Source organism: Acinetobacter lwoffii, assembly GCF_024129595.1.
GTDB classification, from domain to species: domain Bacteria; phylum Pseudomonadota; class Gammaproteobacteria; order Pseudomonadales; family Moraxellaceae; genus Acinetobacter; species Acinetobacter lwoffii_O.
This window is the reverse complement of record NZ_JAMXXS010000031.1, coordinates 1-13508: the sequence shown is the minus strand read 5'-3', so window position 1 is coordinate 13508 and position 13508 is coordinate 1. Positions and strand designations below refer to the sequence as shown.

Annotated in this window: 12 protein-coding genes; 7 read left to right on the top strand and 5 right to left on the bottom strand. The window is 43.8% G+C overall.

Annotation, left to right across the window (positions count from 1 at the left end; all coding sequences use genetic code 11):
- Positions 1 to 25 precede the first annotated feature (25 nt).
- Positions 26 to 559 carry a cysteine peptidase family C39 domain-containing protein gene (locus NI466_RS12570; protein WP_004645937.1) on the bottom strand — a complete coding sequence of 178 codons (534 nt, stop codon included), beginning with the start codon at positions 557 to 559 and terminating at the stop codon, positions 26 to 28.
- 103 nt (positions 560 to 662) lie between these two features.
- Entirely contained in the window at positions 663 to 1712 is a 1050-nt protein-coding gene (omp38, locus tag NI466_RS12565) for an outer membrane protein Omp38 (protein ID WP_004645938.1), read from the bottom strand.
- 375 nt (positions 1713 to 2087) lie between these two features.
- Here omp38 and NI466_RS12560 point away from each other — a divergent pair, with 375 nt between their 5' ends.
- From NI466_RS12560 to NI466_RS12550, 3 genes are all read left to right on the top strand, one after another.
- Positions 2088 to 2609: a GspH/FimT family pseudopilin gene (locus NI466_RS12560; protein ID WP_004645939.1), complete on the top strand. Its 522-nt coding sequence runs from the start codon at positions 2088 to 2090 to the stop codon at positions 2607 to 2609.
- Between the two features lie 111 nt (positions 2610 to 2720).
- Positions 2721 to 3896, top strand: a complete 1176-nt coding sequence (locus tag NI466_RS12555; protein WP_004645940.1) for a thiolase family protein — start codon at positions 2721 to 2723, stop codon at positions 3894 to 3896.
- 157 nt (positions 3897 to 4053) lie between these two features.
- Positions 4054 to 4503 carry a VOC family protein gene (locus tag NI466_RS12550; protein ID WP_253173762.1) on the top strand — a complete coding sequence of 150 codons (450 nt, stop codon included), beginning with the start codon at positions 4054 to 4056 and terminating at the stop codon, positions 4501 to 4503.
- A gap of 65 nt (positions 4504 to 4568) precedes the next feature.
- On the opposite strand, the gene NI466_RS12545 is transcribed toward NI466_RS12550, so the two are convergent.
- From NI466_RS12545 to NI466_RS12535, 3 genes are all read right to left on the bottom strand, one after another.
- Positions 4569 to 5054, bottom strand: a complete 486-nt coding sequence (locus tag NI466_RS12545; protein ID WP_253173760.1) for a DUF934 domain-containing protein — start codon at positions 5052 to 5054, stop codon at positions 4569 to 4571.
- Complete coding sequence (locus tag NI466_RS12540; RefSeq protein WP_005106135.1) at positions 5047 to 6690, bottom strand: nitrite/sulfite reductase; 1644 nt, start codon at positions 6688 to 6690, stop codon at positions 5047 to 5049. The genes NI466_RS12545 and NI466_RS12540 overlap by 8 nt, the downstream gene beginning before the upstream one ends.
- Positions 6691 to 6943: 253 nt before the next feature.
- Entirely contained in the window at positions 6944 to 8065 is a 1122-nt protein-coding gene (locus NI466_RS12535) for a CaiB/BaiF CoA transferase family protein (RefSeq protein WP_253173758.1), read from the bottom strand.
- A gap of 213 nt (positions 8066 to 8278) precedes the next feature.
- Here NI466_RS12535 and NI466_RS12530 point away from each other — a divergent pair, with 213 nt between their 5' ends.
- The 4 genes from NI466_RS12530 (at position 8279) to NI466_RS12515 (ending at position 13350) form a co-directional block, all read left to right on the top strand.
- A complete protein-coding gene (locus tag NI466_RS12530) occupies positions 8279 to 9289 on the top strand; it encodes an AraC family transcriptional regulator (protein WP_004645946.1) in 1011 nt (336 codons plus the stop codon).
- A gap of 198 nt (positions 9290 to 9487) precedes the next feature.
- Complete coding sequence (locus tag NI466_RS12525) at positions 9488 to 10693, top strand: acetyl-CoA C-acetyltransferase (protein WP_253173756.1); 1206 nt, start codon at positions 9488 to 9490, stop codon at positions 10691 to 10693.
- A gap of 11 nt (positions 10694 to 10704) precedes the next feature.
- Positions 10705 to 12840, top strand: coding sequence for a 3-hydroxyacyl-CoA dehydrogenase NAD-binding domain-containing protein (locus tag NI466_RS12520; protein ID WP_253173754.1), 2136 nt, complete (start codon positions 10705 to 10707; stop codon positions 12838 to 12840).
- A 162-nt stretch (positions 12841 to 13002) separates the two neighbouring features.
- Entirely contained in the window at positions 13003 to 13350 is a 348-nt protein-coding gene (locus NI466_RS12515; protein WP_016806670.1) for a hypothetical protein, read from the top strand.
- Positions 13351 to 13508: the final 158 nt, after the last annotated feature.

Sequence of the window (13508 nt, the reverse complement as noted above, 5' to 3'; positions counted from 1 at the left end):
ACGGGCTGATTTTTTATTTCTTGAATTAACTATGACGCATCACGAAATTGCGATCATCAATCACAATCACTTGCTGGCAAATTCCGTCTACCCGACGTTGCTGCTCAAATACCTCTTTAGGCATAGACTCAAAACTATCAAAGAAGCTAATTTCATTTTCATCAATTTCATATATCAGGGAATGATTCCCTACTCCCTCTAAGGTGTCATAGAACACAATCACAAAACGGCCTGCTTCTACATTTTCCTGAATTTCTGCATAAGACAATGGCTGTTCTATAACAGGAATATTTAAGCGATGTGCTTGTTGATAGAAATCGACTTCAATTGGCTGTTTATCTGCATCATGTTCAGTACAAAAATTGACATCCAAACCCAATGTCTTTAAAGCAACTGCAAGTGCGATGCTTGAGCTTCCCATTTCAGGGTCATGTTGACAGAGCTGAGTTAAATCAGGAATATTCAAATCAATGCCATAATGATGAAAAATCATCCATATTGCAAAAATTCCGCTATTGGCTTCCAGATTTTGCAAATCTTCAGGAATTTCGACACTCATATTTTTACTCAACGACATCTTAACAGGCTAAGTGTAGTCAAAATACAGACATAAAAAAAGCAGCTCCGAAGAGCTGCCTTTTTAATGAGTGTTCAATAATGAATTATTGAGCAACTGGTTGTTCAGCTAAAACAGTACGGCTACCAGTGATTGTCGCGAATACACGACGGTTCATAGCACGACCTTCTTTAGTGTTGTTGTCTGCAATCGGTTGATCCCAAGCAAAACCTTGAGTAGACAAGCGAGATGCATCAACATTGTATTCATTTACAAGCGAAGATTTAACAGAGTTAGCACGTGCTAGAGATAAACGTTCGTTTAGTGCACGTGGACCAGTGTTGTCAGTGTGACCTTCGATACGAGCAGTAGCGTTTGGATATTCAACTAGCTTCTCAGCAACTTTAGCGATTTCTGGTTTGTATTGATCTTTGATGTTTGATTTGTTTGTATCAAAGAACACACGAAGTTCCATGTTCAGGTCTTCAGTCAACTCTTGTGGCGCTGGAGCAACTGGAGTTACAGGCTCAACTGGAGCAACTTCAACTACTGGAGCAGCTGGTTTCAGACGACCACCTAGAACAACATTAAGACCAGCTAATGCTGTGTAGTTCCAGAATTTTTCGTCAAAGTGGTAAGTACCACGAGCTTCAGTACGTAGCGCTAAGGCATCGTTGATGTGCCAGAATGCACCCACACCAGCATTACCTAGAGTACCTTCTTCTTCATTACCGCGAGTACCGCGTGGCACACCTTCAAATTCGTATTTGTAGTGACCCGCACCTAGAAGCATGTATGGCTTCACTTTGCTGTCATAGTTACCAGTAAATACGTCAGAAGTTGCGTAGAAGTTACCTGCAATATTTTGGCCTTTGTATTCTGCACCTTCAGCAGCACCGTCAACATCGCCCTTTACTTGGCTATATTCAGCTTCAAAACCTAACCAAGGAGTTAATTCAACACCAATAGCAGCACCTACGAATAAATCGTCTTGTAATTCAGGACTACTAGTAAGTTCGCCATCATTACCGTTATTGTTGTGCTGGGTGTCTTGGAATGTATAACCTAACATCAACGGAGTAACAGTTACGCCTGCATTTGCAGCAGCAAAAGGTGCAGCTACAAGCATAGCTAAAGCAATACGACTCATTTTCATGGATTTATCCTCCAGAGATAAAAATTGTTGTTCAAGCTCAAGCCCGCAATAGGCCATCCTGAGATAGGCTTTTTATTACCCCAGTTTTATTCTTAAGCTATTCACATGGCATCATACAAACACTTTATTATTTTTCCAAGTGCTTGATTAATTTAATCAAGTAAATTATTGACAAAATTACTTACAATTTCCGTTGTAATTCGGTAACTTTTTACTCAATTTTTTATTCTGAATACCCTATGGTGATTGCCAATTATTTTTTAATCACTTTCTTGAAACTTAAGTAAGGACTGATTACTCGGCTCCACAAAGCATAAAAAACGCATAATTAATAACATATTCCTCATAAAAATAATATATAAATCAGGTAACTCTATGTATAAAAAAATAACAACAGGCTTCACTTTTGTTGAACTCATTATCTGTATTGCAATGATTGCAATTTTAGCCAGTATCGCTCTACCGTACTTCCATGAGTATCGTTCCAGACAGGAAGCCAAACAGATTCCAATCAAATTATCTGCGGTTAATCGTTATGCACGCAGTCAGGCTGCTGTGTTTCACCAGAATATTGTGATCTGCCCCAGCCAGGACTCACTCAGCTGTCAACCCAATCAATGGAATAAAAATATACTGGTCTTTATTGATAAAAATAAAAACCGACAAGTCGATACAGGCGAACAAATTTTACATATTGATGCACTGAACCTCAAATACGGTAACTTAAGTTGGCGAGGAGCTTTAAGTTTATCGAGTGTCACTTATCAAGCGCACACTGCCTTGCCGATTGGTTCAAATGGTAGTTTTTATTATTGTTCTACCCATCTTTCTAACCAACAGCGTATTGTACTCAGCAAAATGGGGCATATCCGGATCGAAAGTCTCTCGTCTTGCTAACAGAACTATCCAGTTTATGCTTCTCTGCGTTTAACGCTTCAATCCTGAGTTTTTTCCAATATACTGCTTAAGTTTGAAAAAATTGATTAAAACTCATACGGAGAGAAAACAATGACTGACATCGTAATTGTCAATGGTGCACGTACAGCCATGGGTGGCTTTCAGGGTAGTCTTGCAAGTGTAACTGCACCCGAACTCGGTGCGGTCACCATTAAAGAGGCAATTTCCCGTGCGGGTCTGCAACCAGCGGATATTGAAGAAGTCATTATGGGTTGTGTACTCCCGGCAGGTTTAAAGCAAGGGCCTGCACGTCAAGCGATGCGTCAAGCTGGTCTTCCAGATTCTACTGGTGCTGTGACCATTAATAAATTATGTGGTTCAGGCATGAAAGCCGTCATGCAGGCTGCTGACATGATTAAAGCAGGTTCTGCTGATATCGTGGTTGCCGGTGGTATGGAATCCATGACCAATGCGCCTTATGTATTGCAAAAAGCACGTAGCGGTTTCCGTATGGGTCACGGTGAAATCAAGGACCATATGTTTCTGGATGGCTTGGAAGATGCTGAAACAGGTCGTTTGATGGGTTCATTTGCCCAAGATATGGCAAATACCAAAGGCTATACCCGCGAGCAGATGGATGATTTTGCGATTCGCTCATTAAAGCGTGCGCAAACTGCGGTCAATGAAGGCTACTTTGCTGATGAAATCGTGCCTGTAACAGTTAAAAACCGTAAAGGCGATGTGGTTGTTGATAAAGATGAGCAACCATTTAATGCCAACATCGATAAAATTCCAACTTTACGTCCAGCGTTTGCTAAAGACGGTACGATTACGGCGGCTAATGCCAGCTCGATTTCAGATGGTGCATCAGCTTTAGTAATTACCTCGGCTGACAATGCAGCAGCAAAAGGTTTAAATCCTTTAGCCAAAATTGTGGCCTATGCATCGAATTCTCAACATCCATCTGAATTTACCATTGCTCCAGTCGGTGCAATCCAGAAAGTACTGGATAAAACCGGATGGACCGCTTCTGATGTCGACCTTTGGGAAATCAATGAAGCCTTTGCCATGGTGACCATGTGCCCAATGGATGAGTTCAAGCTAGATCCTGAAAAAGTCAACATCAATGGCGGTGCATGTGCTCTCGGCCATCCTGTGGGTTCAACCGGTTCACGTATTATCCTGACTTTGATTCATGCGCTGAAACGTACGGGTGGCAAGAAAGGCATCGCTGCACTCTGTATCGGTGGTGGTGAAGCAACTGCTGTAGCGATTGAATTACTCTAACCTCTTCCCTCACCCTATCACTCTCCCCTAAGGAGAGGGAGTTAAAAATCCTCCGAATCTGGAGGATTTTTTTCGCTTACATTTTGATAAGGCTTGCTCACGCAAAGTACCGCAAAGTGGCGTAGATTAAAGCAAGTAAATAAAAGGGAGTTCTCCCATGCAACTGAATCATTACCTCAATTTCCAAGGTCAGGCTGAAGCAGCCTTTAATTTTTATAAATCAGTTTTTGGAGGCGAATTTTCAAGTCTGAGTCGTTATGGTGAAATGCCAGCTGAAGAAGGGATCATGCTGTCAGAAGCGGATAAAAATAAAATCCTGCATATCTCACTTCCCATTAACGAATTTACAGAACTGATGGCATCCGATACGAATGATCAATTTTGCACGCAAACCAATACCGTTTTCATTCAAGGTAATAACCACTATATTTCCATTAACTTAGATGCCAGCGAACAAGCTGAAGCACAACGACTCTTTGATGCTTTATCGGTGAATGGTCAAATTGAGATGCCGCTAGAAAAGACCTTTTGGGGCGCACTTTATGCTGCCTTTAGCGATCAGTTTGGAATTCACTGGATGATCAACTGTCAACTTGAAGAAAATTAAAGGTTTTTATCAAGATATAAAAAAGCCGGAATCAATCCGGCTTTTTGACAGTAACTTAATTTAAATTATGCACCTGTTTGATAATGTGCCTGTGCAACCGCAGTCGATGCCTGATACGGATTTCTGAAATCATTCAAACCAGCAGCAGCTTCCTGAATATCTTTACCTTCTTTAATCACGAAAGTGTCGAAACCAGAACGCTTCATGTAATTCAGCACATCTTTGAACACATCACCGGTGGCACGTAGTTCACCCTGGAAACCCTGACGGCGAAGAAGTGGTGCAAATGAATAACCACGGCCATCATTAAAACCGGCAAACTCGATAAAGATTGCGTCTAGCTGATCTAATGGAAATTCATGGTTTTCAGGAGAAGCATCGACGGTTAAGTACAATGCTTTTTTACCTGATATATTGGCAATCTGGTCTAACTGTTCCACAGTCAGAACCACATCGCCCTGTGGCAAAACACCATCTTCACCAACTAATTGGTATGTGTTGTCTGCAATCGTGCCATCTTTAGAGAGTACTTGAAGTGCGGTATTAAGCATATGCACGCTCCTTAAATGGTTGAATGCCGACACGGCGATAAGTATCGATAAACTCTTCACCTTCCTGACGCAGGTCAAGGTAGGTATTCAGAATTTCTTCTACGATATCTGGTACGACCTCGGCTGCAAATGATGGGCCAAGAATGTCACCAATCGACGCATCATGATCCGCATTTCCACCAAGCGTAATCTGGTAGAACTCAGCGCCTTTTTTGTCTACACCTAAAATACCGATGTTACCCACATGGTGATGGCCACAAGCATTCATACAACCTGAAATATTCAGATCCAGTTTGCCTAAATTGTAAATCGTATCCAGGTCATCAAAACGGCGTGAAATTGCTTCAGAAATCGGAATGGATTTCGCATTAGCCAAAGAACAGAAGTCACCGCCCGGGCAGCAAATAATGTCGGTCAAGAAACCGATATGCGCACGTGCCAGGTTGTTTTGGTCAAGGGTTTGCCATACAGCGAACAAATCTTTTTGTGGGACATCGACCAGGGAAATGTTTTGTTCATGCGTGGTACGCAGCTCACCGAAAGTGTACTGATCGGCAAGATCTGCAATCAGGTTCATTTCTTCTGTGCTGACATCACCCGGTGCAATCCCGGCACGTTTCAGTGAAATCGTCACGATACGATAACCTTTCACTTTATGTGCATTGGTATTGATGTTGAACCACTGTTTGAATTTTGGATATTGTGCAAATAGTTCAGTGAAATCTTCATCTGCATAATCTTGGTAGTCAAATGGCGTGAAGTTCTCATCCATTTTCGCCAAGGTGTCTGCATCGATTTTCAGTGTTTTAATCGTATGCGCAAATTCAGCTTCAACTTTCTCGGCAAATACTGCTGGTGTTAAAGCTTTTACCAGAATCTTGATACGTGCTTTATATTTGTTGTCGCGACGGCCATGCAAGTTATACACACGAAGGACTGCTTCCAGATAAGCAATCAGGTCTTCACGCGGCAAGAACTCACGGATAAAGCTACCAATCACTGGCGTACGGCCGAGACCACCACCGACTTTGATTTTATAGCCCATTTCGCCTGCTTCATTACGCACAATATACACACCGATATCGTGGAATGCAGTGGCTGCACGGTCAGTTTCTTCAAGCGCAGAGACTGCAATCTTGAATTTACGTGGCAAGAAAGCAAATTCCGGATGGAAGGTTGACCATTGACGGATCAATTCACAAGTCGGACGTGGATCGGCAATTTCACCTGCAACCACACCTGCATACTGATCCGTCGTGGTATTACGGATACAGTTACCTGAGGTCTGAATCGCATGCATTTGCACAGTGGCCAGTTCAGCCAGCATATCCGGCACATTTTCCAGCGCAGGCCAGTTAAACTGGATGTTTTGACGGGTCGAAATATGCGCGTAGCCACGGTCATATTCTTTTGCCAAATCAGCCACTTTACGAAGTTGTTTTGAGTTCATCAAACCATAAGGCACGGCAATACGTAACATTGGCGCATAACGCTGTACGTACAGACCATTTTGCAGACGAAGCGGACGATACTCATCTTCAGTGAGTTTACCGGCTAAATAACGTTCCGTTTGGTCACGGAACTGTGCAACACGTTCATTAATCAGTTGCTGATCGAAATCAGTATATAAATACATGGCGTACAGCTAGTAGTTTCTATTATATCGCCGGCAAGGATAGCGAGATTGAACCTATCAATAAAATGCTTTTTATACATATTTCATAGCGGTTTTATTGATAAGCCTGTCAAAGTTTCACGGATCTCAGTATTTATAGCATTCGATTAAATTTAAAGTAATAATGATTAAATTCTTCAATCATTATTACTTATTTTCATATAGGAAAAATTTTCTCAACTTCTGTTAACTATCTTATTAACACTTTAAAATTCTACCAATTTTGACTCTCTCCCAATTGCTGCCCTACAAATTCATAACGTATCGTGGAACGTGAAAATTTAATCGGACAAGCCAGTTGTGCTTCGGTTTGCTGACCGCTGGATTTGAGTGGCACCTGTACTATCCATCCCCGCTGCTGAGCCAGATCAGAATGTAACGCTTCCTCAAGTCTGAGCACCGGTTCGACACAGACATCTAGCGCGGCAAACAGCATTTGCCATTCAGCTAATGACTTGGTCTTGATTTTATTCTGAATCGCCTGCTTCACCACAGCATGATCTTCAGCGGCATAAGAAGCGCCTTTGTCCAGGAGAATCGGCAGCTCTAAAGCCTGTGCCAGCCCCTGCATAAATGGTGGTTCCAGACTACCAATTGACAAATAACGCCCATCCTGGGTTTCATAATAGTCGTAAAAAGTCCCGCCATTCAGATATCCGGCTTCCGGTCGCTGATGCTGATTGCCGGCCAGACTGGCAGAAGCTGCCAGATTGCTCATCGTCACCACACAATCGGTCATGGAAATATCAATATATTGCCCTTTGCCACTTTGTTGGCGTTCAATCACCGCAGCCAGAATCGCAATCACAGCATGCATGGAACCACCCGCAACATCGGCAACCTGAATTCCCAAGGCAGGTGGACCATTTTCAATCCGGCCACTGTGTCCGGCAATTCCGGATAAAGCCAGATAATTAATGTCGTGCCCTGCCTTATCTTTATATGTGCCAGTTTGGCCATAACCGGTAATGGAACAGTAAATCAATTTTGGATTAATTTCGCTTAAGGTTTGATAATCTAAGCCTAGACGTTGCATCACCCCAGGACGGAATTGCTCAATCACAATGTCATAATCTGCAATCTTGGATTTGACCAGTTCGATATTTGCAGGATCTTTCAAATCCAGTGCAACCGATTGCTTGTTTCGATTCAGATAACTCTGTGAAGTGGCTTGTCCATTGGCAAAGGGTGGCATTAATCGCAACAGGTCCGGTCGGGTCGGTGATTCAATATGCACAACTTCTGCACCTAAATCAGCAAGATATAATGTGGCAAACGGGCCGGGTAAAAGTGTAGAAAAATCTAGGATTTTCAATCCTTTTAATACATATGACATTGGAGTATTTGCTCTACTTATATTGCTTTTTTCAGCATCTTAGGCACATAAATGCATAAAAACAATGTCATGTTCAGCCATTTACCTTGATAGTTTCGGCAATCTAATATGTAAGAAAATGGCAAAGGTATTCTTGTAAATTGCCATTGCTTTATTATTTTTCGTCATTTAGGTCAATTATTAGTGAACATTAAAGAGACTGAAGGATTAAACATGAGTCGTGATACGATCAGTATCCACTTCGTCAATGCAGCCTTATCTGGCGTTAAGCGTCTGGGCATGGATGTCGATACTTTATTGTCTCACGTCGGGATTGAAGCAGAATTGCTGCATCAGCCCAAAGCGCGTATTTCGCCTGAACAATATACCCGCTTTATTAAAATGTTGTGGATGGTAACCCAGGACGAGCATGTCGGCTTTGACAAACAGCAACGCCGTCTGGGTACGTTTGCGATCATGTGCCAGCTGATCATTCATGCCAAAACTCTGGGTGATGCACTGGAACTGTCTTCCCAGTTCTACAAACTCTTTGGTGATGACTGGTCGGTGACCCTGGAACGCGACAAACACGAAGCACGTCTGGTTCCGCTGATTCCAAATGCGATGGATCCGGATCATTTCATTACTGAAAGCATGCTGATGATCTGGCATGGCTTGGCGTCTTGGCTCATTGAGCGTCGCCTGCCACTGGAACGCGTGCATTTTAGCTACCCTCGTCCAGACCATGCCGATGAATATGATGCCTTATTCTTTGCGCCGGTAATGCAGTTCGATATGCCACGCACCGAGATCACTTTTGCTGCGGATTATCTGGATTTGCCAATTCGCCAGAATGAAGAAACTCTGGAAGAATTTTTGAAAGCAGCGCCGGCCCAACTGCTGGTGAAATTCAAAAATACCAACTCACTGACTTCACGTATTCGTGATGTGCTGAAGAGCCAGATTGGCGAAGAAATGCCAACATTAAACGATGTCGCGTCGATGCTTTATCTATCACCGCAAACCTTGCGCCGCCGTCTGGCAGCCGAAGGCAAAAGCTATCAAGGCGTAAAAGATGCCTTGCGCCGTGATGCAGCAATTCACCTGTTACTTAATCCGGATCTGACCCTTGAAGATGTTGCACAACAAGTCGGTTTCAGTGAAACTAGTACTTTCCACCGCGCCTTCAAGAAATGGACCGGTGTAACCCCGGGTCTGTATCGTCAATTGCATGGCTATCATTAATCAAATGATATTGCGAAATAACATTTAAAAATTAAAATCAGTTCTCTCCGCCTAAGCATTAGCTTAGGCTTTTTTATAATTACAATTGGCTAAATCGCTCAATTGATCTGACCCGTTCTCGTCATTGCACTTCAAAAATTAAGGATTACACTCGAATCATTAGAATAATTTTCATTAAATCAATAAAAGGAACATGCTATGAGCGAGGCATATATTATTGACGCCATTCGTACGCCACGCGGAAAAGGCAAAAAAGATGGATCTTTACATCAAGTAAAACCCATTTCATTACTGACTGGTTTACTCAATGAACTGAAAGACCGTCACGGACTGGACACCTCAAAAGTCGATGATATTGTGCTGGGTTGTGTCACCCCGATTGGTGATCAGGGGGCCGATATTGCCAAGACCGCTGCCATTGCTGCGGGTTGGGACAATGATGTCGCTGGCGTGCAAATCAACCGTTTCTGCGCTTCCGGACTCGAAGCTGTCAATCTGGCCGCACAAAAAGTCCGTTCTGGCTGGGAAGATCTGGTCGTTGCAGGCGGCGTCGAATCCATGTCCCGCGTAGCGATGGGTTCTGATGGCGGCCCTTGGGCGCTTGACCCTGAGACCAATATGGCCTGTGATTTTATTCCGCAAGGTATCGGTGCAGATTTAATTGCCACGATTGACGGTTATAGCCGTGCAGAAGTAGACCAGTTTGCCGAACAATCACAAAAGAAAGCAGCTGCCGCTCAAGCCAATGGTTACTTCAACGCATCCGTTATTCCAGTAAAAGATAAAGCCGGTGTAGTGATTCTGGATAAAGATGAATTCATCAAACCGATAACGACCGCTGAAGGCTTAGGTAAACTTAATCCAAGTTTCGCCACTATGGGGCAAATGGGCTTTGATGCCATCGCCCTGCAAAAGTATCCGGAAGTCGGTGCTGTCAATCATGTGCATCATGCCGGGAATTCTTCAGGCATTGTCGATGGTGCGGCTGTGGTCTTGATCGCATCGGAACAAGCAGTAAAAGAACAAGGTCTGAAGCCACGTGCCAAAGTACTGGCGACGGCACTGGTTGGTGCAGATCCAACTATTATGCTGACCGGCCCTGCCCCGGCTGCTCGTAAGGCCTTGGCGAAAGCCGGTTTAACAATTGATGATATTGACCTGTTTGAAGTCAATGAAGCTTTTGCTGCCGTGGTGATGCGCTTTATCAATGAAATGAAGGTTGATTCTGCTAAGGTGAATGTCAACGGCGGTGCAATTGCCATGGGACATCCACTCGGTGCAACTGGTGCGATGATTTTAGGGACATTACTGGATGAGTTAGAACGCCAGGGCAAAAAGCGGGGTCTGGCTACACTTTGTGTGGGTGGCGGTATGGGCATCGCAACCATTATTGAACTGGTATAAGGAGAAAAATAATGAGCGCAATTCAATATCAAAAAAATGAAGATAATATTGTTATTTTAACGTTTGATTCTCCAAACCAGTCTGCCAATACCATGAATGCCGACTTTCGCACGGCACTGAATGAAGTCGTTGCCCAGTTACAAGCAGATGAAGATATTGCCGGGATTATTTTCCGTTCAGCGAAAAAAACTTTCTTTGCTGGCGGTGATCTGGATGAACTGATTCAAGCTACTCCTGAACATGCAACTGAATTCTTCAATATGATTGAAGAGATGAAAGCCAAACTACGCTATATTGAAACTCGCGGTATTCCTGTGGTTGCTGCACTGAATGGTACGGCGCTTGGCGGTGGCTGGGAAATTGCCCTGTGTGCCCATCACCGTATTGCCCTGAATGACCCTAAAAGCAAATTTGGCCTGCCTGAAGTCACACTGGGTTTATTACCAGGTGGCGGTGGTATCGTCCGTAGCATCCGCCTGCTCGGTCTGCAAAATGCCCTTCCTTTATTGATGGAAGGCAAACAGTTTGGAGTCGATAAAGCCAGATCTTTAGGGTTGATTCACGATCTCACAGACAGTACCGATGAACTGTTGAAAAAGGCCATTGCCTGGATCAAAGCCAATCCAAAATCTCAGCAGCCATTCGATGTAAAAGGCTATAAAATTCCGGGTGGTAGCCCTTCGACACCAGCAGTTGCCCAGATGCTGGCAATCGCTCCGGCGATGCTGCGCGATAAAACCAAAGGCTGCTACCCTGCACCTGAAGCGATCATGTCGGCTGCAGTAGAAGGTGCACAGGTCGATGTCGATACAGCCCTGACCATTGAATCACGTTACTTTACTTATCTTGCCATCGGTCAAATTTCTAAAAATATGATTGGCACCTTCTGGCATGGCCTGAATGCGATCAAGTCCGGTGCCAGTCGCCCTCAAGGTATTGAAAGATGGAAAGCCACGAAAGTCGGTATTCTAGGTGCGGGCATGATGGGTGCTGGGATCGCCTACGCGACTGCCAGCACAGGCATTCCAGTAGTTCTGAAAGATATTTCATTAGAAGCGGCTGGAAAAGGCAAAGCCTATAGCCAGAAACTGCTGGATAAAAAAGTCGCTCAAGGGCGTTTATCAGCCGAGAAACGAGATCATTTTTTAAGCCTGATTCAAACAACTGCATCGAATGAAGATCTAGCCGGTTGCGACCTGATCATTGAAGCCGTATTTGAAAATCCCGCACTCAAGGCTCAAGTTACACAAGAGGCAGAACAATATCTTGCCAGCAACGGCGTAATGGCTTCGAATACCTCGACCCTGCCGATCACAGAGTTAGCCCAGGCTTCAAGAAATGATCAGAACTTTATCGGCCTGCATTTCTTCAGTCCGGTCGATAAAATGCAGCTGGTGGAAATTATCAAAGGTAAAAATACCTCGGCAGAAACGCTGGCCAAAGCTTTCGATTTCGTGCAGCAGATTGGCAAATTACCGATTGTGGTGAATGACAGCCGTGGTTTCTTTACTAGCCGCGTGTTTGGTACCTTTATACAGGAAGGTTTACGCCTGCTGGCAGAAGGTGTACATCCGGCACGAATTGAAATGGCTGCACTCAAAGCCGGTATGCCAGTGGGCCCGTTGGCGATTCAGGATGAAGTGTCCTTGACCTTATCTGAACATGTAGCCAATGAAAGATATAAAGCTTTAGAAGCACAAGGTCAGACCATCCCTAAATCACCTGCGGATGATGTGATTCACAGCATGATTCACGAATTTAACCGTAAAGGTAAGGCTGCAGGCGCAGGTTTTTATGATTATCCGGCCAATGCCAAAAAGCAGCTCTGGTCTGGTCTTAGCCACTGGAAAAAAGACAACGATATTTCTGAACAGGAAATGATTGATCGCTTCCTGTTTGTACAGGCACTGGATACGGTTCGCTGTCTGGAAGAAGGTGTTTTGGAATCTGTGGTCGATGCCAATGTCGGTTCCATTTTTGGCATTGGCTTTGCCGCCTGGACGGGCGGTGCAGTACAATTCCTGAATCAGTATGGTTTAGCCAAAGCCGTGACCCGTGCCAAAGTACTTGAAAATAAATATGGCGAACGCTTCAAAGCCCCACAACTCCTCAGAGATCGTGCAGCACATGCCCAGCCGATTCAATAATTTGAGCACTTAAATAAAAAGAGGAACGTGTTTCCTCTTTTTTTATGATCCAGATTGGGCTTAAGCACTGGATAGACTCATCTGATGACAGATTTCGATCTGCTTTTTGATCAATTTATGTTATAAAGTTACATAAGTTTGGTATCCACGTGGGTAAAACCTATGACTGATCACAGTTCACCTGAAAAATCTCCTTGGGGTTGGAAAGCACTTATTATCTTCTGTATTTTAGGTGGATTATTCATGCTTATTTTTTGGCTCGCGATAAGTAATGAACCGGATTACATGCCAAGCCAGCAAAATAAACAGACTACCCAGCAGCATGCTTTTAAAAATGCACCAACGATGTCTCCAGAAGCGCTTGCCAAAGCTCAGGCAGATCGTGAAGCACGTGAAGCTGCCAATGTGGCTCCTACAGGTACGACAGCCGCTGAACACAATATGTCAGCTGAAGAACATGCCAATATGGATAATGCCGAGCACAGCTCAAATGCAGCGCATGGCCACTAATTCAGATTCAGGCTATGCATCAAAAAGCGAGGTCAATGCCTCGCTTTTTTGTATTTGAAGGGCTGAAAATTAGGGTGTGTTGACACTTTTAGCTTAAAAAAATAGCGAAGTAGTAAAATCAAATCGCCAAACCCAATTTTACTATTCGCTATGCCTCG

What these genes read in the sequence shown, in the direction of transcription:
- NI466_RS12535 (WP_253173758.1), bottom strand. Translation starts at nt 8,065, where the DNA reads ATGTCATATGTATTAAAAGGATTGAAAATCCTAGATTTTTCTACACTT.
- NI466_RS12570 (WP_004645937.1), bottom strand. Translation starts at nt 559, where the DNA reads ATGAGTGTCGAAATTCCTGAAGATTTGCAAAATCTGGAAGCCAATAGC.
- NI466_RS12545 (WP_253173760.1), bottom strand. Translation starts at nt 5,054, where the DNA reads ATGCTTAATACCGCACTTCAAGTACTCTCTAAAGATGGCACGATTGCA.
- NI466_RS12560 (WP_004645939.1), top strand. Translation starts at nt 2,088, where the DNA reads ATGTATAAAAAAATAACAACAGGCTTCACTTTTGTTGAACTCATTATC.
- NI466_RS12555 (WP_004645940.1), top strand. Translation starts at nt 2,721, where the DNA reads ATGACTGACATCGTAATTGTCAATGGTGCACGTACAGCCATGGGTGGC.
- NI466_RS12520 (WP_253173754.1), top strand. Translation starts at nt 10,705, where the DNA reads ATGAGCGCAATTCAATATCAAAAAAATGAAGATAATATTGTTATTTTA.
- omp38 (WP_004645938.1), bottom strand. Translation starts at nt 1,712, where the DNA reads ATGAAAATGAGTCGTATTGCTTTAGCTATGCTTGTAGCTGCACCTTTT.
- NI466_RS12525 (WP_253173756.1), top strand. Translation starts at nt 9,488, where the DNA reads ATGAGCGAGGCATATATTATTGACGCCATTCGTACGCCACGCGGAAAA.
- NI466_RS12550 (WP_253173762.1), top strand. Translation starts at nt 4,054, where the DNA reads ATGCAACTGAATCATTACCTCAATTTCCAAGGTCAGGCTGAAGCAGCC.
- NI466_RS12515 (WP_016806670.1), top strand. Translation starts at nt 13,003, where the DNA reads ATGACTGATCACAGTTCACCTGAAAAATCTCCTTGGGGTTGGAAAGCA.
- NI466_RS12530 (WP_004645946.1), top strand. Translation starts at nt 8,279, where the DNA reads ATGAGTCGTGATACGATCAGTATCCACTTCGTCAATGCAGCCTTATCT.
- NI466_RS12540 (WP_005106135.1), bottom strand. Translation starts at nt 6,690, where the DNA reads ATGTATTTATATACTGATTTCGATCAGCAACTGATTAATGAACGTGTT.